This window comes from Helicobacter pylori NQ4053 (assembly GCF_000274605.1).
GTDB classification, from domain to species: domain Bacteria; phylum Campylobacterota; class Campylobacteria; order Campylobacterales; family Helicobacteraceae; genus Helicobacter; species Helicobacter pylori_CV.
The window spans coordinates 105,463-132,054 of record NZ_AKNV01000006.1; the positions used below are offsets into that span (position 1 = coordinate 105,463).

The 26,592-nt window shown below is 38.5% G+C and carries 26 protein-coding genes, 1 rRNA gene and 2 pseudogenes; 1 reads left to right on the forward strand and 28 read right to left on the reverse strand.

Annotated features, from left to right (window positions below; translation table 11 throughout):
- Nucleotides 1-28: 28 nt before the first annotated feature.
- The 20 genes and pseudogenes from AYS37_RS05640 to AYS37_RS05735 all read right to left on the reverse strand — a co-directional run bounded on the left by AYS37_RS05640 (nucleotide 29) and on the right by AYS37_RS05735 (nucleotide 17,998).
- Nucleotides 29-586, reverse strand: a complete 558-nt coding sequence (locus AYS37_RS05640; protein WP_001179295.1) for an FKBP-type peptidyl-prolyl cis-trans isomerase — start codon at nucleotides 584-586, stop codon at nucleotides 29-31.
- Nucleotides 573-1,568, reverse strand: coding sequence for a hypothetical protein (locus tag AYS37_RS05645; protein WP_000825170.1), 996 nt, complete (start codon nucleotides 1,566-1,568; stop codon nucleotides 573-575). Before AYS37_RS05645 ends, AYS37_RS05640 begins: the two co-directional genes overlap by 14 nt.
- Nucleotides 1,569-1,575: 7 nt before the next feature.
- Complete coding sequence (locus AYS37_RS05650; protein ID WP_000831151.1) at nucleotides 1,576-2,115, reverse strand: outer membrane protein Omp18; 540 nt, start codon at nucleotides 2,113-2,115, stop codon at nucleotides 1,576-1,578.
- A gap of 66 nt (nucleotides 2,116-2,181) precedes the next feature.
- Nucleotides 2,182-3,435, reverse strand: a complete 1,254-nt coding sequence (gene tolB, locus AYS37_RS05655; RefSeq protein WP_001270010.1) for a Tol-Pal system protein TolB — start codon at nucleotides 3,433-3,435, stop codon at nucleotides 2,182-2,184.
- Nucleotides 3,432-4,220: an energy transducer TonB gene (locus AYS37_RS05660; RefSeq protein WP_000045107.1), complete on the reverse strand. Its 789-nt coding sequence runs from the start codon at nucleotides 4,218-4,220 to the stop codon at nucleotides 3,432-3,434. Before AYS37_RS05660 ends, tolB begins: the two co-directional genes overlap by 4 nt.
- Nucleotides 4,221-4,238: 18 nt before the next feature.
- On the reverse strand, nucleotides 4,239-4,640 hold the full coding sequence (locus tag AYS37_RS05665) for an ExbD/TolR family protein (protein WP_001105112.1): 402 nt from the start codon (nucleotides 4,638-4,640) through the stop codon (nucleotides 4,239-4,241).
- Nucleotides 4,641-4,683: 43 nt separating this feature from the next.
- Nucleotides 4,684-5,262, reverse strand: a complete 579-nt coding sequence (locus tag AYS37_RS05670; protein WP_000887328.1) for a MotA/TolQ/ExbB proton channel family protein — start codon at nucleotides 5,260-5,262, stop codon at nucleotides 4,684-4,686.
- 10 nt (nucleotides 5,263-5,272) lie between these two features.
- On the reverse strand, nucleotides 5,273-5,644 hold the full coding sequence (gene atpC / locus AYS37_RS05675) for an ATP synthase F1 subunit epsilon (RefSeq protein ID WP_001196330.1): 372 nt from the start codon (nucleotides 5,642-5,644) through the stop codon (nucleotides 5,273-5,275).
- Nucleotides 5,645-5,654: 10 nt separating this feature from the next.
- The gene (gene atpD / locus AYS37_RS05680; RefSeq protein ID WP_001874697.1) at nucleotides 5,655-7,055 is read right to left on the reverse strand and encodes a F0F1 ATP synthase subunit beta; all 1,401 of its coding nucleotides are present in this window, start codon (nucleotides 7,053-7,055) and stop codon (nucleotides 5,655-5,657) included.
- A 32-nt stretch (nucleotides 7,056-7,087) separates the two neighbouring features.
- The gene (gene atpG / locus AYS37_RS05685) at nucleotides 7,088-7,993 is read right to left on the reverse strand and encodes an ATP synthase F1 subunit gamma (protein WP_000002184.1); all 906 of its coding nucleotides are present in this window, start codon (nucleotides 7,991-7,993) and stop codon (nucleotides 7,088-7,090) included.
- 14 nt (nucleotides 7,994-8,007) lie between these two features.
- Entirely contained in the window at nucleotides 8,008-9,519 is a 1,512-nt protein-coding gene (atpA, locus tag AYS37_RS05690; protein WP_000080532.1) for a F0F1 ATP synthase subunit alpha, read from the reverse strand.
- 22 nt (nucleotides 9,520-9,541) lie between these two features.
- Nucleotides 9,542-10,084, reverse strand: coding sequence for a F0F1 ATP synthase subunit delta (locus AYS37_RS05695; RefSeq protein ID WP_001153289.1), 543 nt, complete (start codon nucleotides 10,082-10,084; stop codon nucleotides 9,542-9,544).
- Nucleotides 10,085-10,600 (reverse strand): F0F1 ATP synthase subunit B, encoded by a 516-nt coding sequence (locus AYS37_RS05700; protein ID WP_000498428.1) that lies wholly within the window; start codon nucleotides 10,598-10,600, stop codon nucleotides 10,085-10,087.
- Between the two features lie 3 nt (nucleotides 10,601-10,603).
- Entirely contained in the window at nucleotides 10,604-11,038 is a 435-nt protein-coding gene (locus AYS37_RS05705; protein WP_001027621.1) for a FoF1 ATP synthase subunit B', read from the reverse strand.
- 110 nt (nucleotides 11,039-11,148) lie between these two features.
- Nucleotides 11,149-12,021, reverse strand: a complete 873-nt coding sequence (locus AYS37_RS05710; protein ID WP_001107415.1) for a ParB/RepB/Spo0J family partition protein — start codon at nucleotides 12,019-12,021, stop codon at nucleotides 11,149-11,151.
- Nucleotides 12,022-12,024: 3 nt separating this feature from the next.
- Entirely contained in the window at nucleotides 12,025-12,816 is a 792-nt protein-coding gene (soj, locus tag AYS37_RS05715; RefSeq protein ID WP_001874698.1) for a chromosome partitioning ATPase Soj, read from the reverse strand.
- A 5-nt stretch (nucleotides 12,817-12,821) separates the two neighbouring features.
- Nucleotides 12,822-13,459 (reverse strand): annotated as a pseudogene (locus AYS37_RS05720) (biotin--[acetyl-CoA-carboxylase] ligase).
- Entirely contained in the window at nucleotides 13,456-14,367 is a 912-nt protein-coding gene (fmt, locus tag AYS37_RS05725) for a methionyl-tRNA formyltransferase (RefSeq protein WP_001223520.1), read from the reverse strand. The pseudogene AYS37_RS05720 and the gene fmt overlap by 4 nt, the downstream one beginning before the upstream one ends.
- A 23-nt stretch (nucleotides 14,368-14,390) precedes the next feature.
- Nucleotides 14,391-16,654, reverse strand: a pseudogene (locus tag AYS37_RS05730) (ATP-binding protein).
- A 42-nt stretch (nucleotides 16,655-16,696) separates the two neighbouring features.
- On the reverse strand, nucleotides 16,697-17,998 hold the full coding sequence (locus AYS37_RS05735) for a DUF2130 domain-containing protein (RefSeq protein ID WP_001157458.1): 1,302 nt from the start codon (nucleotides 17,996-17,998) through the stop codon (nucleotides 16,697-16,699).
- Between the two features lie 117 nt (nucleotides 17,999-18,115).
- Here AYS37_RS05735 and AYS37_RS05740 point away from each other — a divergent pair, with 117 nt between their 5' ends.
- Nucleotides 18,116-18,445 (forward strand): putative type II toxin-antitoxin system PemK/MazF family toxin, encoded by a 330-nt coding sequence (locus AYS37_RS05740; protein WP_000356265.1) that lies wholly within the window; start codon nucleotides 18,116-18,118, stop codon nucleotides 18,443-18,445.
- Nucleotides 18,446-19,333: 888 nt separating this feature from the next.
- Here the strand turns inward: AYS37_RS05740 and AYS37_RS05745 are convergent.
- From AYS37_RS05745 to ffh, 8 genes are all read right to left on the reverse strand, one after another.
- Nucleotides 19,334-20,838, reverse strand: a 16S ribosomal RNA gene (locus tag AYS37_RS05745).
- Between the two features lie 739 nt (nucleotides 20,839-21,577).
- The gene (locus AYS37_RS05750; protein ID WP_001874706.1) at nucleotides 21,578-22,363 is read right to left on the reverse strand and encodes an NYN domain-containing protein; all 786 of its coding nucleotides are present in this window, start codon (nucleotides 22,361-22,363) and stop codon (nucleotides 21,578-21,580) included.
- Between the two features lie 583 nt (nucleotides 22,364-22,946).
- On the reverse strand, nucleotides 22,947-23,303 hold the full coding sequence (rplS, locus tag AYS37_RS05755; RefSeq protein ID WP_000797699.1) for a 50S ribosomal protein L19: 357 nt from the start codon (nucleotides 23,301-23,303) through the stop codon (nucleotides 22,947-22,949).
- Between the two features lie 21 nt (nucleotides 23,304-23,324).
- Entirely contained in the window at nucleotides 23,325-24,014 is a 690-nt protein-coding gene (trmD, locus tag AYS37_RS05760) for a tRNA (guanosine(37)-N1)-methyltransferase TrmD (protein ID WP_000672948.1), read from the reverse strand.
- Nucleotides 24,015-24,569: a ribosome maturation factor RimM gene (gene rimM, locus AYS37_RS05765; RefSeq protein ID WP_000254328.1), complete on the reverse strand. Its 555-nt coding sequence runs from the start codon at nucleotides 24,567-24,569 to the stop codon at nucleotides 24,015-24,017.
- Nucleotides 24,570-24,923: a KH domain-containing protein gene (locus AYS37_RS05770; RefSeq protein ID WP_001292067.1), complete on the reverse strand. Its 354-nt coding sequence runs from the start codon at nucleotides 24,921-24,923 to the stop codon at nucleotides 24,570-24,572.
- A gap of 16 nt (nucleotides 24,924-24,939) precedes the next feature.
- Nucleotides 24,940-25,170 (reverse strand): 30S ribosomal protein S16, encoded by a 231-nt coding sequence (gene rpsP, locus AYS37_RS05775; RefSeq protein ID WP_000216129.1) that lies wholly within the window; start codon nucleotides 25,168-25,170, stop codon nucleotides 24,940-24,942.
- A gap of 73 nt (nucleotides 25,171-25,243) precedes the next feature.
- Nucleotides 25,244-26,590 (reverse strand): signal recognition particle protein, encoded by a 1,347-nt coding sequence (ffh, locus tag AYS37_RS05780; RefSeq protein ID WP_000484783.1) that lies wholly within the window; start codon nucleotides 26,588-26,590, stop codon nucleotides 25,244-25,246.
- Nucleotides 26,591-26,592: the final 2 nt, after the last annotated feature.

Genomic DNA, 26,592 nt, shown 5'->3' on the forward strand with positions numbered 1-26,592 from the left:
TTGCCTTTTAAATACTCCTATACCCTAATTACCCATGCGAGCATGAGCAACCACAACCCCCACCTTTCTTTTTGCCATGACCCCCATGACCGCCACAGCAACCTGTCCCACCGCCATGGTGTGAAGCTAAAATTTCTTCTTCGCTCACTTCTCTAAAACCTAAAACCTTGAAACGGAACGCTAAAGTTTTCCCGGCTAACGGGTGGTTATAATCCACCATCACATGCGTGTTGCTAAAGTCTTTGATAGTGGCTTGAATGGTTTGGTTGTCTTCAGTTTGCCCAAAAACGCTCATGCCTTTTTCTAATTCAATGCCTTCAAATTGATCTCTAGGGACTTCTTGCAAATAGCTGCTTTCATAAACCCCATAAGCTTCTTCTGGGGCGATAACAACCTCTTCCCATTCGCCAATTTGAGCCTTTAATACCGCCTTTTCTAACCCTGCTATGATCTGATTAGCGCCTATAATAAACTCTAAAGGCTCTTTAGAAATATTGCTGTCTAGCACTTCGCTAGAGCCTTGCTCCCTCACTTCATATTCAATCAAAGCGGCTTGTTTGATTGACTCTAAATCATGGTTTTGCATGGTGGTGTTTCTCCTTGTTTTCTAAGATTTTTTGCGCCATTTTAGCTTGTTCGCTTGAAGGATACAAGTGCTGCAAAGTGTTTAAAAATTTATAATAGTTTTGATCGTCTTTGATTTTTTTAAACGACCATGCCGTATGCCACAAAAGCACAGGCATGTAAGACGCTTTTTGATTTAAAAGAGCGCTCTCTTTGTAATATTTGATCGCTTCTCTATACCTCTTTTCCCCATAAGCCACTTCTCCAAGCGCATAACGCACATAATAAAGTCTGTAACTATTGGCTTCTAACCACAACAAACGCTCTTTGGCTTCTGCATAGGATTTGTTTCTAAAAAAAGACAGAGCTTCTTGAAAGATCTCTTTTTGCTTGGACAAATCTTTATCAAACTCAATTTTTGCCTTTTCTTGGGTTTTTTTCTCTTGATTTTTTGGGGCTTCGGCTTTTGAAAGGGGGGTCTCATTGGATCGAACGCTTGATTTGAGCGGCTTTTCAGCTTTTTCCTCTTGTTCTTTGAGGGCTTTTTGGATTAAGGCGATTTGTGAAACCAAATCTTGGCTTAATTTGGTCAATAATTCACTCATCTCTTTGTTTTGCTTGTCTAGCTGTTGGATGGCCTGTTGGTTAGCGTGAATCTCATTCCTTAAATCCTCTAAAGTTTGCGATTGTTGCTTGAGCGTGTTAGCTTGCACTTCTTGAGAGGCTTTTAAGGCTCGCAAGGATTCTTCTTGGGAAAGGATAGCGTTATTGAGATCTTTAATCTTATTAGCCTGCCCCTCATAAACGCTCCTTAGACCCTCTTGAGCTTGAGTGTTAGCTTCCACTTGCGAATGGATTTTGGTCAAAATATTAGAAAAATTCTTACTATTGACTTGCAACTGCTTGAGTTCTTTTTTAGTAGCTCCGCTTTGTAAATCAAACGCTGAAGGCTCCCCATTGAGAAAAAAGGGAGCGATAAAAGGGATAAAAAAAAGCCTTTTCATCCTAGAATTACTTCACTAATTTGACATCCACTCTTCTGTTTTCTCTGTAGCATTCTCTAGTTTTTTGGACGCATTTGGGTTTGGTTTCACCAAAACTGATGGTTTTGATCATATCTTTTTCTACCCCTTTAATGACTAAAGCGTTTTTCACGCTCAAAGTCCTTTTAACGCCAAGCGCTTGGTTGTATTCGCTAGAGCCAAATTCATCGGTATTGCCTTCCAAAAGCACTTGCATGTGGTTTTCTTTAGCTTTTTGCACGATCTCATCTAAAGTCTCTTGATCGGATTCTTTGATCTCATACTTGTCAAAATCAAAATAAATAGAAGCAATGATAGTCCCGCTTTCAATAGCCGGCTTTTCTTCAACCACTGGAGCTGGCTCTTGTTTAGGCTCTTCTTTCTCTGGAGCTGGTTCTGTAGTAACAGGCGCAGTCTGAACCGTTTTAGCGCTCACATCGCCAGCCACAGTCTTATTATCCATTTTATGACTACAGCCAGCTACCAATAAAAAAGCTACCAAGAAACTAAATACAGAAGATCTCTTCATTATAAATTCTCCAAAAATAAAATTTCAATGAATGTAAATACTAACTCACATTCGCTTAATTTAACCTTACCAATCAAAGGCTTGTATTTTCACATTCTTTAAAGGGAATAAAAAACTCTGGTTATAGTCTAGCAAAATAAGCCCCATGGCGTATTCTTGGGGTGTCTTTTTGATATACATGATATTTCTCCCATCCGTAGAAAAACGAGGCATCTGGTTAGAGCCATTCACGGTAAGCCTGCGGATATACTTGCTGTTTAGAGTGATCAAATTCAAATTAAACACCGTTTTGCCAAATTCATTAAGGTTTTCTCGGCTCACATACACGATACTATCTTTATAAGCGTCAATGGATTCATTGCTTCTTCCTTCATAAAGGAGTTGCTCCGCGCTCTCTTTTAACCCCAATTTCTTCATATAGATGTTAGGATAACCGGATCTATCTGAAACAAAAGCCATAGACTTGTCATCTTCTAAAAACACTCCTGAAACATCTATCCCCGGATAGCGCGTTATTTTGGTTTTAGTTTTTTTATGCGTGTCATACAAATAAACATCCGGTTGGCCATCAGGGGCTAAAGACATTAAAATTTTAGAGCCATCAGAACTCACGCTAGAAACCACAGCCATTCCTTGAGAGCTAGCGATATTCTCATGAGTGGCTTTTTGAATATTGTATTTTAAAATCATGGGCGTTCTTTCGCCATACTGCGTGTAATAAAACTCCGTTTGCTCAGCGTTCGCCCATTTGGGAAAAATATTGAGTCGGTTATTTTTGATGATTTCTTTTTGATAACGCATCGTATAATCCGCTAGTGCGATATTTGTGATTCCTGGTCCAATGTATTTAGAAAAAACAATCAGGCGCTTCATCCAAGCGATAGAAGGGGCTTTTAAATAATCGTTCACCACAATGGCCATGTTGTGCGCTGCAAAAGGGTATAGATCTAAACTTACAATAGGGTAGTCAAAAGTCTTTTTGAGCGTTCCTGTATCCACATCATAAAGTTTTAATCGTGAAATTTTATTGCCGTTTTCTACCGCCACGCTCACCAGCGCTACAAGATGGACTTTTTTATCTTTGAGTTCTGCGTAATTGATAGCGCCTTGTTCTTTGTTTTGAGAAACATCAAAATGTTGGCTAGTCTTTAAATCATTCGCTAAGATTTCATGCAATTTTAAAGCGTAATTGGCATCGTTATCTATAGAGTAACGCACTTCAATCTTAGGAAGTTTTTGAATGGTTTTAATAATATCTAGTGTTTTATCTGTTGCAAAAAGCCCTATAGCGCTTATTAAAAAAAGCCATAAATACCTCATTGTTCTTCCTTAGTGGTGAAATTAACTTTAATAGAAACCATGTTTCCTCCAGGATATGGGGGAAAATCCACTTTCTTTAAATCATTTAAAAGGGTCATCACACTCTTGTTATAATCCTTAAAATCGGAGTAGCTAAGAATGGTATAATCAAACTCCCCATCTTTAGTGATCATAATCAACGCGCTCACTGAAGCCTTGTGATAAAAAACCCCTTTCCAACCTTTATATAAAATCTGATAGATTTGAGCATACCACTCTTGATAGGCTTTTTCATCAACCCCATCTTGTTTAGGGATTTGCAAATCTAAAGTTTTGTTTTTAACGCTTTCTAGTTTTTGCGCGAATTGATCCAAATTCTGTTGCAAACCTTTCAACATCTCTTGATTTTTTTGGTTTTGCTTTAAGCGTTGCTGTTCTTTTAAACGCCTTTGCTCTTCTTCTTGCTCATTTTTTTGATCATCTTTTTGAGCGTTTGTGTCTGTCTTTTCTTGAAAATCATTGAGTGAAGAAAAAATATCTTCAAGGCTTTCTTCTTGTTCTTTAGGATCAATAAAATCGCCCTCCTTATCAGTTGCATTTTTTTCAACTACTTTTTCATCTTTTTTTTCATCGCTTGGCAAATCTTCTAAATTCAAATCAATGACTTGTTCGTTTTTTTTGTCCAAATCCAAAAGGATTTTCTCCGCTTCTTTATTGTGCCTTTCTAGCAACAAGCCATACAACAACAAAACATAGAGCAAGAACGCTAAAAAGCCAGAAACAACAAAGATCGCGCTCTTACTCATGCAAATTAGCCCTACTTTTTAAGGACTTGTAATTAAAGAAACTTTTAAAAAACCCGCTTCTTTAATCGTTTTTAACAAATAAATCACTTTGTCATAGGTCAATCGCTTGTCCGCACGGATACTCACCCTAGTATCTTTATCGTATTTTTTAGAAAGCAAATTGAAAGTATCCGGGAAGGAGTTGTATTCATAGGTTTGACTATCTATATAGATTTTTGCGTCTTTATCCATGCGTATCTCTATCACTTTATCTTGAGTGGCTCTAGCAGTTTTTGAACCAGAAGGCAAAGCAATCTCTTCTTTATAAGTGAGAGTGGGCGTCGTTACCATAAGAATAGCCAATAAAACAAGCATCACATCCACTAAGGGCGTGATATTGAGTTCTGGTTTGTCTTCATCCCAATAGTTATCATAATTCATAAAAACCTTCTAACTCCCTATTTAAGATATTTATAAAATCCCCTTAAAAGCTTTCTTTTTTAGAAGACAAAATATCCACTTGCATCTGCACATAAACCGATAAATCATACACCTTGCGTTTTAAAATCAAGTAAAAAGAATAGGCTGGAATGGCCGCTAAAATCCCTGCAGCGGTGGCAATAAGAGCCTTAGAAATAATGGGTGCGATCACCCCAAAAGAAGCTTGACCCAACGCGCCCAAATTGTTAAACGCTTCTAAAATTTCAACCACCGTTCCAAACAAGCCAATAAAGGGGGCTGTAGAAGAGATGATGCTCAACACCACTAAACCCGTCGTGCTTTGTTTAAGAACTTGATGTTTCCAAGCCTGCAACAATTCATTAGAATACCTTTTGGTTTCATCATTTCTTTTTTTATTAAACATAAAATGCTCTGGAGCGTCTTGCGCTCCATTAAGAATGTTAGACAAAGATTGCATCTCGCGCCTGAGTTCAATCTTTAACACAATGCTTTTATACAAAAACACCCATAAAGTCATCACCAAATAAAGCGAAATCCAAACTAAAACAAGCGTGGTAACAAACCCGCTCTTATTGAAAAAATAAACGATTGAATCTAACATGATTATCCCCTTAAAAAGACTCAATCTTAGCCAGCACGCTAGAGACAGCTAACCTGTCAGAGCTTGCGTCCTCTAAAAGCTTTTTAGCCCTAGAGATAGCATCATCTCTGTCGTCTGATTCTTTTTTAATAAAGACCGCCCCATCGGCTAAAATATCCACCCGTTCATTAGTGACTTCTGCATAGCCCCAATTGATCGCAATGTGCTCTTTTTGGTTTTCGGTTTCAATCTCAACCACTCCCGCCTGAAGCAAAGTGATCATGTTGCTATGCCCATAAAGCACCCCAAATTCCCCTTCAACTCCTGGCAACACAACGCTTTTAACCTCTCCTGTATAAACTTCCCCCTCAGGAACTACCACACTAATTTTCAACAAAGCCATGGCAAAACCTTTAGGAATTTTTCATGTTTTTAGCTTTTTCTAAAACCTCTTGAATGCTGCCCACCATGTAAAATGCGTTTTCAGGAATATGATCGTATTTGCCCTCTAAAATCCCTCCAAAGCCTTCTAAAGTCTCTTGAAGGGTTACATATTTACCGGGACTTCCTGTAAACACTTCAGCCACAAAGAACGGCTGGGATAAAAACTTCTCAATTTTTCTGGCTCTCTCAACAATCTTTTTATCCTCTTCGCTCAATTCGTCTAATCCCAAAATCGCAATAATGTCTTGCAAATCCTTGTATTTTTGTAAAACCTGCTGGATACCGGTAGCGATCTCATAGTGCTTCTCGCCGATCATTTGAGGGCTTAAAATCCTTGAAGTGGAATCTAAAGGATCCACCGCCGGATAAATCCCTTTTTCAGCGATCTTTCTATTCAACACCGTAGTCGCATCTAAATGCGCAAACACCGAAGCAGGAGCTGGGTCAGTTAAGTCATCTGCTGGCACATACACCGCTTGAACCGAAGTGATAGAGCCATTTTTAGTGGAAGCGATACGCTCTTGAAGTTTCCCCATTTCCCCGGCTAGCGTGGGCTGATACCCTACGGCTGAAGGGATACGGCCTAATAGCGCGCTCATTTCCGCACCGCTTTGAGCGTATCTAAAGATGTTGTCAATAAACATCAACACATCTAAGCCCTTTTCATCACGAAAATACTCCGCCATCGTCAAGCCGGTGAATGCGATGCGGTTCCTTGCGCCTGGTGGCTCATTCATTTGCCCATAGCACAGCGCGACTTTGTCTAAAACACCCCCTTCTTTCATCTCAAAATACAGATCGTTCCCTTCTCTGGTGCGCTCCCCCACACCTGCAAACACCGAATACCCGTTATGCTTATAAGCCACATTGTGGATAAGCTCCATAATGATCACCGTTTTCCCTACGCCAGCCCCGCCAAACAAGCCTACTTTACCGCCCTTAGAATAAGGCGCAAGCAAGTCAATGACTTTAATGCCGGTTTCAAACATTTCTGTTTTAGTGCTTTGTTGCTCAAAACTAGGGGCTTTTCTGTGAATGGGCCAAGTTAAGGACGGCTTAAGAGGCTCTAAATTGTCAATGCTCTCGCCCACAACATTAAAAATGCGCCCTAACACTTCTTCACCCACAGGCACTTCAATCATTTTGCCACGAGCTTTGACAACTTGGTTACGCACTAAGCCTTCTGTCATATCCATTGCAATCGCTCGCACCCGATTACCTCCCAAATGGGCTGCCACCTCTAAAACTAAAGATTTTTGAACGCCATTGACTTCAAAATTAATGTCTAACGCTTCAAAAATCGCCGGTAGATAGGATTCAAACTCCACATCTACCACAGGGCCTAAAACCTGAATGATTTTACCTTCCATTGCTTTCATCGCTCCTTATTGTAATGTAATTTTTATTTTAGGGCTTCTACGCCAGCATTGATTTCTACTAGCTCGGTCGTAATCGCCTCTTGTCTGGCTTTATTATAAGAAATGGTTAAAGTCTTAACCAAATCTTTAGCGTTATTCGTCGCTGTATCCATAGCCTGCATTCTAGCACTATGCTCTGCGGCTAAAGAATCAATCAAAGCGTAGTATAAACTATACTCCACATATTTTTCTGCTAAAGAGTCTAAAATTTCATCTTCACTCCCGCTTGGCTCACTAGTAATGGTCTCTTGCGTCTCACTAGGCTGGGGGTTTTGGTGGATGATTTTATACCCAATAGGCAAAATTGTTTTGACTCTTATTTCTTGAGTGATCATGTTTTTAAAGCCATTATGAATGATGATCACCTTATCGGTTTTCCCACTCAAATAATCCTCTACCACTTTTTTCATGAATTCCTGCGCGCGTTCATAATTAGGCATAGAGCTTAAATTATTGATCTTGTCTAAAACCTCTATCCCGTTAAAGCTAAAATACTCATTACCCTTTTTACCAATACCGCGCAAACGCACTTTAATGTCTTTTTCTTTGTATTCATTCGTGCATGCTAAAACTTTTTTAATGGTATTGGTGTTAAAGCCCCCACAAAGCCCCTTATCGGCTGTGATAAAAATAATATCCACTTTTTTGATTTCAAGTCTTTCTAGTTCCCTAAAATACTTGCTTTGAATGTCTTCAATCCCTTGATTTTTCATCTTGGATAGCACATCATCAAACACAGCGTCTAGTTTCAGTGCATACGCTCTGGAATTTCTTGCAACTTCTTCGGCCTTTCTTAGCTTGGAAGTGGAAACGAGTTTCATCGCATGCGTGATTTTTTGCGTGTTTTTAACGCTTCCAATTTTCTTTCTAATGTCTCTTAAATTCGCCATATTCTAGCCGTCTCCTACTCGCTATAAGTGAGCTTGAATTCCTCTAAGACTTTTCTTAGCATGGCTTCTAAATCCTTATCTAGCGCTTTTTTAGTGTGGATTTCTTCTAAAACTTGGGGGTATTTTGCTTCCAAGAAAGGGTGCAGTTGCTCTTCAAAATCCACGACTTTTTTCACGCTCACGCTATCTAAAAAGCCCTTAGCCCCAGCATAAATAATGACCACTTGCTTTTCAATGGGCAAGGGCGAATAAGGGGCTTGTTTCAGCACTTCCACCATGCGTTGCCCCCTTTCTAATTGCTTTTTACTCGCTTCATCTAAATCAGAAGCGAATTGCGTGAAGGCTTGCAACTCTCTGTATTGCGCTAAATCCAGGCGCAAAGTCCCTGAAACCTGCTTGGTCGCTTTGATTTGAGCGGCCCCTCCAACCCTTGAAACCGACAAGCCCACATTGATAGCCGGGCGGATCCCTGAATAAAACAAATCCGTTTCTAAGAAAATTTGTCCGTCTGTAATAGAAATGATATTCGTAGGGATATAAGCTGAAACATCGCCCGCTTGAGTTTCCACAATAGGGAGTGCGGTCAAAGAACCCGCACCCTTTTCATCGCAAAGTTTAGCCGCTCTTTCTAAAAGCCGTGAGTGGATATAAAACACATCTCCAGGAAAAGCCTCCCTACCTGGGGGTCTCCTCAAAATCAAAGAAATCTCTCTGTAAGCGACAGCATGCTTACTCAAATCATCATAAATAATTAGGGCATGGCGGGCATGATCTCTAAAGTATTCCCCCATAGCCACACCTGAATAAGGGGCTAAATATTGCATCGCAGCTGAATCGGAAGCCGAAGCGTTGATCACGACGCTGTATTCCATCGCTCCGTATTCTTCTAATTTGCGGACCACTTGTGCGACAGTGGATTCTTTTTGCCCAATAGCCACATAGATACAGATCACATTTTGCCCTTTTTGGTTAATGATCGCATCGATCGCTACGGTGGTTTTACCGGTTTGTTTATCCCCAATAATCAATTCCCTTTGCCCGCGCCCAATAGGCACCAACGCATCAATGGCTTTAATGCCTGTTTGCAAAGGTTCATGCACAGATTTTCTGTCCATAATGCCCGGGGCTTTTTGCTCTATTAGGCTAAACTCATTCGTTTCTATCTCACCCTTGCCATCAATAGGCTCACCCAAAGCGTTCAACACGCGCCCTACAACCGCATCGCCAACAGGAACTTTCATCAAACTCTTCGTGCGTTTAACGCTAGTCCCCTCTTTAATATTGTTGCCAAAACCAAACACAATCACGCCAACGCTATCTTCTTCTAAGTTAGCCGCAACGCCTTTATCCCCTGTTTCAAACTCCAGCACTTCATACGACATCACACCATTTAAGCCATAAACCTTAGCCACACCATCAGCGTATGAAACGACTTTTCCTACTTGAGCCATATCGCAATCAAGTTCAAAATTCTTGATTTTTTCTTCAATAACCGAGCTGATTTCTTCCAATTTTAGTTGGGACATTATCTTTATCTCCTTAGATTGATTAAATAGATTGAATAACCTGTTTTTCTATTTTCTTTAAAATCTCTTCTTTAGAAAAGCCTATTTCTAAATCTAGGCTTGAAACGCTCAAAGAAACCCCTTTTTTAGACCAAGTGTCTTGAGCGATTTCTACAGGGGCGTTAAAACGCACTTGCAATTTTTGTTGCACGGCTTCTAGTTCATTATTTTCAAGCTTTTCTGGGACTAAAAGTGTGGCTTCTAAAGTCCTTTTAGAATCAAAAGACAGCTCTTCAGCGACTAATTCCAACATGTCAAGCCGGTTATTTTTTAACACCACTTCCATTACAGGCTTTAAAACTGAACATGCTTTTATAGAAGTTATTTTTTCTAAGATTTCAAATACAACCTCTTTTTTAACTTTTAAAGAAACATGAGCTAACACCTGGTTGAGTTTGTGTAATTTTATGGCTTCTGCTACATTTTTAAGCCCTACAACGATTTCTTCCAATAACGCTAGATCGCTTTTAGTGTGGTTTTTCAACGCCTTAGCATAATGCTTAGAGATCACTTTTAAATCTTGCATTTAAAGCCTTTGTTTCAAAATATTCACGCAATCTTGCGCATTGAAAGAGACTTTTTTGCTCTCTCTTAGATCTTTAAAAACGCTTTCAACCAGCTCTCTTTTGATCTTTTTAACTTCTAAATCCATCAACGCCCTAGAATTTTTGATCAAATTTTCCACATCCATTTTGGTTTGCAATTCGTATTTTTGCGTGATCGTGTAAGCTTCTTTATTCGCATCAGAAATAATTAATTCAGCTTTTTCTTTGGCTTGCTCTAATTCTTTTAAGAGTTTTTTCTTATTTTCTTTACTCACTTTAAGTTGGGCTTGAATCTCTTCTAAGCGTTTGGAGATTTCAAGGCTTTTGGAGTGCAAAAACGCTCGCAGTTTTTTAGCCAGAAAATACCACAAAATCCCCGCAAATAAAAGGAAATTTAAAGAACGCTCTATAATATCTGTTTGTGAAATATCCAATCCAGTAGCACACAAAGGGCTTAAAAGGATCAAAAACCCTAACACCATTTTAACTACAAACATCCATCAACTCCCTAAACCCATAGCCACACGCTTGTTTAACTCGTCTTCAAATACCGGCATTTGCACTTGCAACTGCTCTTTTAGTGCTTGCTTTTCATTTTGTAATTGCTTTGCGAACGCTTCAAACTCTTGATTGAGTTCGTTCTCTTTTTGCTTGATCACAGCGTCATAGGACTCTGTGGCTTTTTGAATCGCTTCTGCTATTATTTCTCTGCGTTTTTCAGCCGCTTCTTTAAGAAGAGTCTCAATTTGATGACCAATCTCCACGCTTTGGGTGTTATCCGTTTTGATTTTAGCCAAGCTATCCTTTATCTCTGCCTGTCTGTTATCCATAAAAGCCAACAAAGGCCTATACACCCAAACATTCATCGCCCACAACAATAACACAAACACCACAAAAACGACCGCCATTAAATAGGGGTTAACCGATATATTCATAACCTATTTCTTTCCTAAAATCCTACAAAATATTTGAAACTCGCATTTGTTATAAAAACATTAACTCTATCTTAACAAAAAATCGCTTAAAATTTGAGGATATTCAAGCGTTAAGACATCATTTTTTTCATAAAAGCCTCTAAAAGAGAATTTTCATAACATCGTAAAACGATTTTATTCCCTTTCAAAGTGGCTTTAAGCTTGTAATGATCCCACAAACTTTGATTGAAGCGTTCTAATTCATCTTCAGCGATGAGCGTTTGGGTTTGCTTGAAACCATGTTTTTTATTGTCAAAATTTGCGTTTATTTTAAAATCACGCACTAAATCTTCTGTCTGGCGCACGCTGAGTTTCTGCCCTATAATGGAATTTAAAATCAATTCTTGTTTTTCTTCATCCAAACCCACCAAGACTTTTGCATGCCCTGAAGTGATTTTTTCTTCTAAAAGAGCGTTTTGAACCTTAGAAGAGAGCGTCAATAAGCGCATGATATTGGCCACATGGGCTCGGGATTTTTTAACGATTTTAGACAGCTCTTCTTGGGTCATTTGATAGCTTTCAAGCAATTCTTTATAAGATCTAGCCAACTCTAAAGGGTTTAAATCTTCTCGTTGGATATTTTCAATCAACGCCACTTCACGCATTTTCTCTTGCTCAATATCCACAACAATCGCTTTAATCGTAGGCATTTTAGCTAATTTGCTCGCTCTTAAGCGCCTTTCACCAGCGATCAAATGGTAACGCCCGTTCTCACTCACCACTAAAACCGGTTGCAACAAACCATGTTCTTTAATGGATTGCGCTAATTCTTCTAAAGAATCTTCGCTAAAGACCTTTCTGGGCTGGTAAGGATTGGGCATCACCTCATCAATACCAAGCTCCACAACCCGATTCGCTCTTTCATACAGCCCCTGCTCATACACTTCATTGATTTCAGGGAAAATATCCGCTAAACCCCTACCCAACACTTTATTTTTTGCCATATGCTACCCTTGAAGAATGCTTTGAGCTAATTTTTGATAAGCGATACTGCCATTAGATTTAATATCATAGAGTAAAATGGGTTTGCCAAAGCTAGGCGATTCCGCTAGTTTCACGCTTTTAGGGATCATAATATACTCTCCTGTAGCTGAATCTCTAAAAAACTCTGAGTCAAAATACTTGAACAATTCCGCTAAAACCCCTTTTGTCAAATTGAGTTGAGGGACATGCATTGTGGGTAAAAACCCTCTGATTTTGAGCTTAGGGTTCGTGCTTTTTTGCAGCATTCTAATGGTGTTGAGCAATAATTTAGTGCCTTCAAGGGCGAAAAATTCGCATTGGATAGGAATGATCACCGAATGGGCTGCTGAAAGCGAATTGATCGTGAGAGGCCCTAGAGCTGGCGGGGAATCAATAATGATATAATCATAAAGTCCCACCACGCTCTCTAAGGCGTTTTTGAGCATGAGCTCGCCTCGTTTATTCTCATCTTGGCTGTCATAAAAGGTTTTTTCAAACCCGGCCAAACCCAAATTAGAAGGCACTAGATCCAAAAAAGGCATTTGGGTTTTTAAGATCACTTGAGAAATTTGCTTACGGCCAATCAGCACATGATAAATATCATAATCAATTTTATCGCGCCTAAAACCCAAGCTTGAAGTGGCGTTGGCTTGAGGGTCAAAATCAATCAACAAGATTTTTTTTTCATGCACCGCTAAAGAAGCCGCTAAATTAACCGCTGTTGTCGTTTTGCCCACACCCCCTTTTTGATTAGCCACTGCAATGATTTCATTCATCATACTCACATCCTATCATAAATCTTACCTTTAATACAAACACGGCCATCTTCTAACAATTCCGCATCTTTCAAACTCACCGCTTCATTGCAATCATTATGGAAGCTAAAAGAGTGGTTTTTATGGAATTCTAACGCATACTTACTTAAAACTTCCCCCCAAAAAAGATTTTCTTCTATTTTTTTAAAAAGCCCTCTATAATCCAATCATCGCTTATGCCAATATCTAAACATGCCCATTTTGTTGAAACCCTATTCACGCCAATTCCGCACACCCGCATGCCTTTATAAATATTAACCAGCACGCCCCCTATTTTTTGACTCCCTAAATACAAGTCGTTAGGCCATTTGAGCCAGGTTTGAGAGCCCAGCTCTTTTAAAACTTCTTTGAATAAAAACCCTAAATACAAAGCGTTCGCTTGCATGGGTAAATCTTTAGGCAAATCGCTTGCGTTTAAAGCGAGCGAAAAAGTCAAAGCGCTTTTTGCACCCTCCCAAATATTCCCCCTACTGCCTATCCCAGCGCTTTGGTTTTTAGCCAAGACTAAAATAGGGGCTTTGAGTTCGTTATTTTTAAGTTTTTCTAAAAGATAGGTTTGCGTGGAAGGCAGGCTATCAAAAACCTTTTTTTCACATTGTCTCATGCCAAAATACCGCCTATTTTCAAACGCTTGCCATTCAAATAATCTTTCGCTTTCAAAGGCTTTTTACCCACCGCTTGCAACCTTGCTATACGCACGCTGCCTTTCAAGCAACCCACAAGAACGCCTTTTTCATCAATTCTCAAAATCTCGCCTTCCTTGTGGCTTTTTTCATTCTCCACCAACTCCACTTCTAAAAGTTTAAGGTTATTTTCTAAAAAGATTTCTGGCCAAGATTTAAACGCAAGCGATTTTAAAAACAAGCTTTTAGCATCTTTAAAGTCTACTAAACCATCGGCTTTGGTGATTTTTTTACAAAAACTAGCCTGCATATGATCTTGAGGTTTTCTTGTGATAGAAGAGAAATTTTTGAGCGTTGAAAGGAGTAAATCCGCTCCCATATGCGCTAATTTTAAACTTAAAGCGTCTAAATTCAAATAATCTTCTCTTAAAAATGAAGCGCTTTCTAAAATATCCCCGCTATCCAATTCCAAATCCATAAGCATGGTGCTTATGCCATAAATCCTATCGTCATTGAGTATCATCTCATGAATGGGCGAAGCCCCCCTGTATTTGGGCAATAACGATGCATGCACATTAATGCAAGGAGCGATGGTTAAAACCTCTTTAGGCAAAATCTTACCATAAGCCACCACCACGATAAAATCAGGCTTCAAGTCTTTTAAAATTTGAACTTCAGGCTCTTTCAAACTTTGCGGTTGGAAAATGGGGATATTTAAATGATTTTCTAAAATGTATGTTTTAGTCTCTGGGGCTTTCAATTCCTTTTTACGCCCAAAAGGTTTATCCCTTTGAGTGAATAGCCCCACCACTTCTATGTCTTTATCTCTAACTAACGCCCTTAAGATCACTTCAGCAAACCCCGGCGTTCCCATAAATACGATACGCATGTTATTCCTTGTTTTTAATTCAATTACTTTATTCCCATCATCATTTTATAATGAGCTTCATGACCGGTTTCTTTAAATATTTTTTCAAAAACTTTTAAATATGTCTCAATACTTGTATCTTGACTTTGCACAAACAAATCATCTGAAATCCCATGAGAGCCATCATTAAACCATAAAATGAAAGAGTTACACATTTTCCGTTCTCCAATATCCTTAAAACATTCACTCAAGTTATGATTATGTTCAAAACCGCCTAAAATCCTAAAGTAATACTCAATAATTCTTCGCATAACATTTTGTAAAGATACCCAAGAAATATTATTTTCTTTTGCTTTTTTTACTTCCTGCCATAGTAATTCATAGGAACTTTTAATGGGATTTTCTTTATAATTTTTAATTTTTGAAATATTATTATCCTTTCTAATTATCCAAAAAGAATATTTCCCTTTATAGTGTTTTAAATCATGTTCTAATGTAATTTCCTTGTAAAAATATGTGTTGTGGGTTAGTATAATAACTTGCTTGATGTTTGTTTTTTCTTTCGTGGTTTCTTTCATAAGATCCTTAACTAAAACACTCACTATAAACAATATATTGCTATCTAAACTTGAAATGGGGTCATCAATCACTAAAACCTTATTTTTTGATATATCGTTCTCTTTTAAAGAGCCTTTTGTTAAATGATAATAATATAAGAAAGTGATGAAAGTAACTTCACCCTCGCTCAGTGTTTCTCCCACTAATTGACCATCTTCTCTTTGAATACGATAAGATTTTTCATCTTCAGTGCATGCCAAACCAAAATTCGTGAACCCATACCCTTCTAAAAGCGTATTGATTTCATTGACAATGGGCTTTATGCTCACCATGTTTTTTTCTAATTCCCTAATTTCATTTTCTAATTTCTTTATCTTTTCTTGATTTTCCCTAATTTCTTTATCTAAATTGTCTATCCCTTTCTTCAAACCGCAATACTTTTTATTATATTCTTGTATATCACTTTTAAATTCATTGACTAGAAATTTCCAAGTTTGCTCCACGCAATTCTTTTTCTGGTTTTTAGTGTCTTTTATTATCTCATTATGATTGGCTATTTGCTGGTTAGCTGTATCAATCAGATCTCTAATTTCTTTTATCTCATTTTTGGTGCTTTCTAGCTCAAAACTTCTGCTCATCTCTTTACTCTTATCGTGCATCTTTTGTTGATTCCCATTGATTTTGCTCTTCAAGGTTTCAATAATTCTTTTAAAAATCTCTGTGTTTAATTTGGTTTGTTGATTCTTTTGTTCTGTTTCAACAATCTTATCAAGTCGCTCCAACACCTCAGCGGTTTTGTTTGTGTAGTCCTCTTTCATTTTTTTGATCGTTTCAGTAGATTCTTGATAATTTGTATCAAAATACAATTCTAGTTGTTTTTTAAATTCTTCGGTAATGGTTTCTTTTTGACAGAAAGGGCATATACTATTTTCTTTTATATATTCTCTACCCCAAGCTACCCAATCTTCATTGCTTAATTTTTTTATTAAATCTGCAATGGCTACACCACCACTCCCTACAATTTTTTGTTCCCAAATAGAATGGTTTTCAATAGAATCAAAATCTGTTAAATCGCATTCCAATGGCACCAATTCTGTTTGGTTTTTACTAAAAACGATCCCAATTTTTTCTTTTAATTCTTCTAGCCTTACTATCTCGATTTTATTGTGTTTATCGTTTTCAAATTCCTTAAGGATTTTTCTTTAAACTTCTCTTTACGCTTAAAACCTTCTAGCGTTTCTTTAAAATCCTCTTCAAATTTTTTATAAAGTTTTTCCCAACACCTATCAACAAAATCCTTTTCTTCCTTTTCCTTTTCTTGTGTTAAATTTTGCAAGTTTTCTTTATTCTTTTTCTTCTTTTCCTTCTCTTTGTTTATTGATTCTTTCTTGCTCTCAATGTTTTCTAAATTCTCGTTTGTTTTTTTACCGAGCGTAAAAATGCCTTTAACTTGAGAGTTTCTAAATTGCTCTTCTTTAAATTGCTTGTTATAAACTTCAATATTTAAATTCTCACTGTTATGCAACTCTATTTTGCTATTAGCAAACTTGTTTTCAATCCTATTTTCAGCTAGATTTTTTAAAAAACTAGAAGTGGTTGTCTTACCACTCCCATTAGCCCCATAAATAAAGTTGATAGAATTTAAATTCTCAAAACTCGCCCCATTTTCATCAAAAGTTGCCGCATTTTTTAATACGATTTGAGAAATCCCACTGCTTATATTCTGTTGTTGTTTATCTTTATTACCCATATTTTCTCCTAATTAATATTATCTCAAAGTGCACCACAAAAACTAATCTTCTAAATCTTCCCCATCATACCCAAGCTCTAGCGCTTTCACTTGCCCTATCACATTACCTGCAATGCCCTTGATAGAGCCATACATGTTAATCGTACCCTCAAACACTTTGTCAATTTGTTTTTCCCTGCTTTTCCAGATCCTAGCCATCGCGCGTTTTTCGCTTTCTAAATCCGCTCTCAATTGCTCAAACCCCTCTATAATCGCATTCACTTGCATAGAAAATTCAGAGCTTGTCAAATAATGATAGAGCAGATCCACTTTATCGCCCTTATTTTCCTGACTTTTTTTAGCCAAACTCACTTGAATAACCCCCTCTCTTAACACCGCGCTCAACCCCTTAAACTCTTCAAACGAACACATCCACACCCCTTCAAATAACCCCATCCTCTCCATCTCTTTAGGCAACGCTTCACTCACAATGACCCCCACATCAGCCCCAATCTCTCGCATGTCGCTTTTAAGCTTTTCCACCCAAGCTTTTTGAAATTCTTTAGTGCGTTTGCTCTCATAATAAATTTTCCCGCAATTTTGAAATTCCCTAGTATGCACCACTTGAATGCAATCGCCCCCTCTTTGCCCTTTTTTAATTTCTTCAACACTATCTAGGGGGAATTTTTGCCTCAAAAACTCTTCAATCGCTAATTCCTGCACCTCGCCTTGGAATTGCTGCGAGCTTAGCTCCGCCTTTCTTTGAGCGTTTTTCAACTCGTTTCTTAACATTTCTAATTGCTCTTCTTGCTGCTTGAATTTCAATTCGTTTTTTTCATGCAAGGCTTTTTCTATTTTTTCCCTTTCCAGATCCAATTTTTCATTCAATTTTTTTTCATTTTCCGCTTTCAATCGGCTCTCTGCTTCGTTATTTTCTCTTTTGAGCCTTTCAATTTCCGCTTCTTTTTGGTGCAATTCCTGAACTTGTTTGGACTTCTCGTCTAATTCTTTTTGCAACAATTCCAAGCCCTTTTGCTGCTCTAAAAAAGCGTTTTTCCTGGCTTCTTCAATGATTTTAGCCCTTTCATCTTGCAAGGCTAACGCGCTCGCTTGTTTGACCGCCTCATCAAATTGAGCCTGTTGCTCTTTCTCTCGCTCTTTTAAGGTCTCTTCTTTTTGCTCTAACATTTTAAGATGAGTGTGATACTGCGCTCTTTTTTCATTCACTTCTTTTTCAAACGCTTTTTGCTGGGCTAAAAACCGGCTTTGATTTTCTAGCTCAATCTGTTTGTATAGCGCTTCACTCACATTAATTGGCGCTTGACACTTGGGGCATTTAAAAGGAATGGTCTGATTTTCTTGCATGATTTTCCTTTAAGATTTGATTTTTTATATTTTATAACAGAATGGGATCAATTTAACTTAAGCAGGTTTTATCCAATAAGTTCAGTAAAATAGGGCTTTAAATAAGGAGTTATTAACATGGACATTTATTATAAAAACAGACATAATAAAGGTCATGAGCAACGAGAAAAACGCCCTTATTTTGTCATCTATGAAGGTAAGGACTTTTTCTTAGCATTCCCACAAACAACAAAAAATAAAAAAGGCAAAAAATACCCTTCGCATAAAAACTACATTATAAATGAAGCAATTGAGATAATGATTGATCAGTTGCAAGTTGTCCCAAAAGCGCAAGTTTTAGAGAATAATACAATGGGAAGAAGTCTTGCATCAGCATTACAAAAGGCGTCTATCCCCAGACCCGCATCAGCGCATAGAGCACCGCTCATCAATCATTTTTTAGAATAAGTTATTTTACAAAGCCAATCTGATGAAAACAAAAGTATAAAACCAATTGCTTTTGGAAGTGTTATCAAACTCAACCCACACAATAGAAATCCCTTATTAAAACCCTACAGCACATTTATTGCACTTTCTTGCACTCAATTCCATTATTCTGGCATGCACCTAGTTGCCCCCTATGAAAACGATTCTATTATTTTTGAGTTATTGCATTGATTTTCAGGCACGCAATTTTGAACGCCAACAACTTGTTCAATTAGATCCGAAAGAAATTAAAACCCAAGAAGTAACAAGTAAAACTCCAACACAACAACCACAAACCACAAGCAGTAAAAAACCTTAAGAACACAAAGAAACAAGAATCAAAAAATCAAACATAAGAATTAAGAAAGTCCAACACTAAATCCAACACTCAAACAAAAGAAATGAGATTTAAGAAAAATAAAACACAAACACGAAACACAATCAAACCAAAATCAAGCAAGCAAAAGACAAGGTGAAACAACAAACTAAAAACATTAAACAACAACCACAAACCACAAGCAGTAAAAAACCTTAAGAACACAAAGAAACAAGAAGCAAAACACCAAAACTAAAACTTTAATATTAAAGCGTAAAAAACAAACGATTAAGACATAAAAATTAAAACGCAATAAGTAAGAAATAACAAACAACAAGTAAACTAAACACATTAAACATTAAATATAAAGACACCAACAACTAAAAATATAAGCATTAAGAAATAACAAACAATAAGCAAACAAGAATTAAACAAAATCAAGAAGTAAAAAAAGAAAGAATAAGCTCAATCTTTCAAAACTAAGCAACAAGAAGTTCTTTTGTCAGGTAATACTCTTGGCTTTCAATAAGCGAATATTAAAAGCTTTTCTCTAGAAAGGAGGTGATCCAACCGCAGGTTCACCTACGGTTACCTTGTTACGACTTCACCCCAGTCGCTGTGTGTGCCGTGGGCAGTAGCCAATTTAGCATCCTGACTTAAGGCAAACACAACTCCCATGGTGTGACGGGCGGTGAGTACAAGACCCGGGAACGTATTCACCGCAACATGGCTGATTTGCGATTACTAGCGATTCCAGCTTCATGCAGGCGAGTTGCAGCCTACAATCCGAACTGAGAGGTGTTTTGAAGATTGGCTCCACTTCGCAGTATTGCTTCTCTTTGTGCACCCCATTGTAGCACGTGTGTAGCCCTAGGCGTAAGGGCCATGATGACTTGACGTCGTCCCCACCTTCCTCCTCCTTACGGAGGCAGTATCCTTAGAGTTCTCAGCATGACCTGTTAGCAACTAAGAAAGGGGGTTGCGCTCGTTGCGGGACTTAACCCAACATCTCACGACACGAGCTGACGACAGCCGTGCAGCACCTGTTTTCAAGGTCTGGCAAGCCAGACACTCCACTATTTCTAGCGGATTCTCTCAATGTCAAGCCTAGGTAAGGTTCTTCGTGTATCTTCGAATTAAACCACATGCTCCACCGCTTGTGCGGGTCCCCGTCTATTCCTTTGAGTTTTAATCTTGCGACCGTACTCCCCAGGCGGGATGCTTAATGCGTTAGCTGCATTACTGGAGAGACTAAGCCCTCCAACAACTAGCATCCATCGTTTAGGGCGTGGACTACCAGGGTATCTAATCCTGTTTGCTCCCCACGCTTTCGCGCAATCAGCGTCAGTAATGTTCCAGCAGGTCGCCTTCGCAATGAGTATTCCTCTTGATCTCTACGGATTTTACCCCTACACCAAGAATTCCACCTACCTCTCCCACACTCTAGAATAGTAGTTTCAAATGCAGTTCTATGGTTAAGCCATAGGATTTCACACCTGACTGACTATCCCGCCTACGCGCTCTTTACGCCCAGTGATTCCGAGTAACGCTTGCACCCTCCGTATTACCGCGGCTGCTGGCACGGAGTTAGCCGGTGCTTATTCGTTAGATACCGTCATTATCTTCTCTAACAAAAGGAGTTTACAATCCTAAAACCTTCATCCTCCACGCGGCGTTGCTGCTTCAGGGTTTCCCCCATTGAGCAATATTCCCTACTGCTGCCTCCCGTAGGAGTCTGGACCGTGTCTCAGTTCCAGTGTGTCCGTTCACCCTCTCAGGCCGGATACCCGTCATAGCCTTGGTAAGCCATTACCTTACCAACAAGCTGATAGGACATAGGCTGATCTCTTAGCGATAAATCTTTCCCCCGTAGGGAGTATCTGGTATTAATCATCGTTTCCAATGGCTATCCCAAACTAAGAGGCACATAACCTATGCGTTACTCACCCGTGCGCCACTAATCAGCCTTCTAGCAAGCTAGAAAGCTTCATCGTTCGACTTGCATGTATTAGGCACGCCGCCAGCGTTCACTCTGAGCCAGGATCAAACTCTCCATAAAAGTGTTTGTCCCAAAGCTCTTTTGTTTTTTGATAGGCTGTTGTTATTCCTAACAACAGCTTTAGCGTATCACAAGAACTCGTTTTATTTGATTATTGAATAAAACGGGTTGTGTTCTTAAGTATTACAACAACAAAACAGAAAGAAACTTTTTAAAAAGGTTTAGCCAAACGCTAACCTAAAATACTCTCATGCCATATCAGTCATCAATCATAATGATATAATCATCATAATCAATGAAATTGATTGGCACTGGTTGGATAAGAATTTCTTATAAAAGAATGAAAGTTATAAAAACCCTCACTCTTTCAAATAAGTTATCCTTAAATCATTTAGAATATCCCTTTAAAAAGAACTTCTATCAATTTGCTTAGTTTTCAAAGATCGTTTGCTTTTAATCAGCTATCCTTGTAAGGTATCAAGCGACTTTTTAAAAGCCCTTGCTGAAACAAGGAAATGAAAGTATAGTCATAGAAAGCTTAAGGTTTGCTTAAACTATAAAAATTTTTGACAGAGTAAGTTAAAATTTTAAAATAATTGGGTTTTGAAAAATCTAAATACCGCCAAAAAACACGCGCGCATTCTCCATAAAACCACTACTATAAGCGCTAATTTATCTCCGTTTTCAAAAATCACTCCATAGTAGAGCAAAAAATGAAATCATGGATTTAGAAAAAATCCGCTTAAGCTAACCCTTTTAAATTGGGTGCTTTTTTGTCCCCTTAGTGGGGGGAAGCGCGTTAGTTCTTCTTAAAAAGTTGGTCTTTAAATGGGTTGTTAAAAGGCTCGTTGGGGGAAAAGTTCTTTTTCTTGGGGGTGTGCTGAGGCAAGTTATCTACAATTTCAGCGACACTGCACTCTCTCACATTGCAAGACTTCTTCAAGTCTGAAGGGACAGAATTGGGGCTTTCTTGAATGTTGGCGATGAAGACTTCAAAGCCTTTCTCCCAAGCGGCTTCTAACACAGGCACAAAATCGGTATCCCTGCTGAACAGCAAAATACACCCTCCTTGTTTGGTGCAATACAGCTTGGTAATATCGTGTGCCAACAGTGCATCAACTTGTTTTTGACGCAACTTTAAGTAAGGTATGAAAATCTTGGCTTCTAGACCATTATAGACTTCTTTGTCTTCGAACTTATATACGAATTTGAACTTTACCCGCCCGACTCGTAATTTCACTTGATTTTGTTGGGCGATCGCATGGTTGAAAGATTGCATAATCCCTGATTTACGCACTCTTTCCTCATAATCTTTGGGACTATTCTCTTTATACTTTTCAAGCTCTTCTTTTTTATCGCTCTTGATTCTAGGTTCAGCTTCTGTGAAAGGCTCAGATACATAAAAATAGATCCGCTTCAATTCCTCTTCAGGCTCCAAAAACGAACGGATTAGCGCTGAGAGTTGATCGGGATTGTTGAAATTAAAATTAGACTCTTTTAAACGCTCATCCGTTTCTTGGATTGCTTTCAAATCGGCGAGGAGATTTTCCCAATCCACAAAAATCGTGGTTTCAGTTTTTTCCATGCTTTCTCCCAAAATATGAATTTTGCCATAAGGGTTTGAGTATAGCATGGGATTTAAACATGCCTTGTTTTTTAAAATAAAGGTTCTGTTCTCATCAAATACAGACACTCAAAGCCTTAATTAATTTCTTTCATTTTTTAAAAACTTTATAGTAAAACTTTCTTGAAAACATAGGGGGATATTTCGCATTTAATATTCTCATCAATCCTTTAATCCCCCTAACCTCCCAAGGATCGATTTTTCAAGGAGTTATCGCCCAACTTGCGTCAGGCTTTTTGTATTTTGATGGTAAAAAACGCTTTTAACCTTTTTTAACAGATAGCAAGCCAGAAAAGAAGTTATCTAGAAAAGAAGTTATTAAAACTTTGCCTTGAAAAAACGAATGCCAACACTAAAGAAAACTTTAAAAAAGTTGGTAGTAAAAACTAAAAAGGGATTAAAAACTCTTTTTCAAGCCAATCCAATCCATTTAAAAAGTTCTACACTAATTTTAAGAGAAGCGGTTAAAAAACGGATTTCAACCCCTAAAGAGCGTTCTACCCATCAGCATTGATTGAAGCATGACTGATAAAAAGCCTTGAAGTTAATGGCGGACTTCTTTAATCCTTGCTGCCTTACCTCTCCTATCGCGCAAGTAGTAGAGCTTCGCGCGGCGTACCCTGCCCACGCGCAACACCTCAACGCTCGCCAAACTTTCGCTATAAAAAGGGAAAATTTTCTCCACGCCGATATTGTTAGCCCCTATTTTACGCACGCAAAAAGTCTTATCCACGCCATTGCCTCTAATCGCAATGCACACGCCTTCAAAATACTGAGTTCGTGTTTTTTCGCCTTCTTTAATGGTGATACCAAGCCTTAAAGTATCGCCGGCTTTAAATGCTGGCATGGTCTTGTCTTTTAATTGAGCGTCTTCAAACTGCTGAATGTAGCGGTTTTTCATGTGTTTTCCTTAATGTCAATTTCATGATTTGTGCTGTTTGAATAAATCAAGGCGGTAAAATTTTGTCCTTAATTTTGACAAATCAAGTTTTAGTTGCTTGATTTTAGCATGATTTCCTTTAGAATATTCTAAAGGTGTAGGGATTTTATTGATTTCTTTGGATTTAAAAACAGCGTTAGCGAAATTAGGGGCCTCCAAATAATCATTTTCAAAACTCTCATTTTCTAAAGATTGGGCGTTACCCAAAACCCCTTGAATGTGGCGAGCGATACTATCTATCAAGCACAACGCCCCAAGCTCGCCCCCTGTTAAAATAAAATCGCCTATACAAAAAACCTCATCAGCACCAAGTTCAATAGATCGTTCATCAAAGCCCTCATAACGCCCGCACACCAAAATGACATGCTTTTTTTGAGCCAAACGCATCGCGTCTATTTGCTTGAAAGGCTTGCCCACCGCGCTTAAAAAAATCGTGTGTTTAGGGTTTTTAACAGAGTGGAGCGCGTTTTCTATCATCTCTGGGTCTAAAATCTGCCCCGCACCCCCACCAATGAGCGTGTGATCCGCTTTTTGATATTTATTAGCGCTAAAATCTCTAAGGTTTAACACTTCTAATTCAAAAAGGTTTTTTTCTAACGCTCTTTTTAAAATAGAATCTTCAAAATAAGGCCATACGAGTTGCGGGAAAAGGGTTAAAACGCTGAATTTCACTCAACTATTCTCTAAAAGCGTTTTAGCGTTATGGGTGGTTATTTTTTTGTCTTGCAAAAGGATTTCTTTGATATAAAAATCCCTATAAGGGATTAAAAAAATCTTAGCCAAACCTTTTTCAACCAAGTTAAGCGTGGTTTCAACCATGAAATAATCTGTTTGAGAAATCCTTTGGATTTCTATGACTTTTCCTAGAATCTCGTTTTCTTCCACCACGCTAAGCCCTACTAAATCGCAATAAAAAAACTCACCCTCTTTTAAAACGCAAAGTTTCTTGCTCTCTTCTTCACTCATAAAAAGCCCTAAATTAGTCAGCTCTTTAGCCTTTTCGGGCGTGTGGATAGTTTCTAAAAACAACAGGTTTTTGGCATGTTCATAAGAATGGATTGTATATTCTTTAAAAGAAGAAGCTCGAGAGAAAGCGTTGGTTGGAGCGACGCTCACCTTAACGCCCTTTTTTAAACACTCCGGGAAATCGCTCTCTAAATGAAGCTTTAACCCCCCATTAAGCCCCACGCTTTTACCAATTCTGCCCACTAAAAGCATAGAAACCATTCAAGGCGTTTGATCGCCTAAAGCATGGGGATTTTTATCACCATTTTTATCATTACTCGCAAAAACAACGATTTTATAAGAAAACCCGTCTTTGGCTTTCACACCAGAAACGAACGCCTTAATCGCGCTCACCATTTTGCCCTCTTTGCCAATCACATGCCCCATGTCTGATGGGTGGGTATAAATCGTGATTTGCTTGACTTTATCTTCTAAAAGCGTGTACTCCACGCTCAAAGCTTGCGGGAAAGAAACAACCTTTTTTAAATATTTTTCTAAAAAAGTTGCCACGCAATACGAATAGTCCTTACAATCAGCTTGAGAAAAAGGCGTGTTCAAAGGATCTAATTCGCTCATTTAGCCTCACAAAACCTTAGGCTTTTTGAGAAAGTTTTTCCACCCTCTCGCTCATTTTAGCCCCCACGCTTTTCCAGTAATTCAAGCGTTCCTTATCAATCTTAATATCTTTAGGCTCGCTCAAAGGGTTGTAATACCCAATGGATTCAATCCAGCCTCCATCCCTTCTTTTCCTAGAATCGGTTACCACCACTCTGTAAAAAGGCTTTTTCTTTCTCCCGATACGAGTGAGTCTAATGACTGTCATTACAAAAATCTCCTAAAATATTCGTATTAAATTTGAGATTATACAACAAAAGCGCCTAAAACATGCTTAAAACTTAACGCATTTTAGGGGGCGTTTGATTTTTAGCCTGACTCATTAGATTCATCAAATCGCTAATACCCTTTTTATTCGTGAGTCGTTTCGCCATTTTGCTCGCCTGATCAAAGCGTTTGATGATGCGATTGATTTCAGACACTTCTAAGCCGCTCCCTAAAGCGATCCTTTTTCTTCGGCTGCCGTTTAAAATCTCGGGGTTTTCTTGCTCTTTTTTGGTCATGGAATTGACCATAGCCTTGATTTTTTTCACTTCTAAAGAGCTTTCTAAATCCGTGTCTTTTAGCGCGCTTGCCATATTCCCTAAACCCGGAATCATAGAGATCAGAGAACTCATAGAGCCTAATTTTTTCACTTTTTCAATTTGGTTTAAAAAATCGTTGAAAGTGAATTGCCCTTTTTTGAGCTTTTTGCTTAAATCTTTGGCTTCATTAGGGTTTAAAACGCTGGCGGTTTTTTCAGCGAGCGAGACAATATCTCCAGCCCCCATCAAACGCCCCACAATCCTTTCAGGCACAAACACGTCTAAATCAGGGATTTTTTCCCCGCTCCCAATAAAACGCAAGGGTAGGCCTAATTGGTAAGTGATGCCTAAGGCGATACCCCCTTTAGAATCGCTATCAAACTTGCTTAACACCACCCCGCTCACGCCTATTTCTTCATTAAAGGTGTTCGCGCTTTTGACCCCATCTTGCCCGCTCAAGGCGTCTGCGACATACAGCACTTCATGGGGGTTTAAGACTTCTTTAACTTCCTTTAATTCTTGCATAAGCTCTTTATCAATGGCTAAACGCCCCGCACTATCCACAAGTAAAACATCAAATTGCGCTTCTTTAGCCTTTTTTAAAGCGTTGTTGGCGATTTCTTTCACGCTTTTATTTTCTTCATAAAAAACTTCCACGCCCACCTGTTCGCCCAAAACCTTTAATTGCTCCACCGCCGCTAGGCGTTGCAAATCGCATGCGCATAAAAGCACTTTTTTATTTTTGGTTTTTAAATAATGAGCGAGTTTAGCGGTGGTGGTTGTCTTACCGCTCCCTTGCAAACCTGCCATTAAAACCACGGTAGGGGGCGTTTGAGCGAAAGTAAAACCACTGCTCCCTTTAGCGCTTAAGATTTCTAACAAACTCTTTTCTAAAGCGTCTAAAAATTGCTGCTTGCCAATGCCACTAAGTTTAGTCTGGCTTTCCACTTTTTTGAGCAATTCTCTAGCCACTTTATGATGCACATCGTTTTTTAAAAGCGTTTTTTTCAATTCATCTAACGCCCGATCTAGCGCTTTTTCATCATCTTGAAAGCGGATTTTATTGAGCGCGTTTTTAAACCCATCGCTTAACGCTTGAAACATTT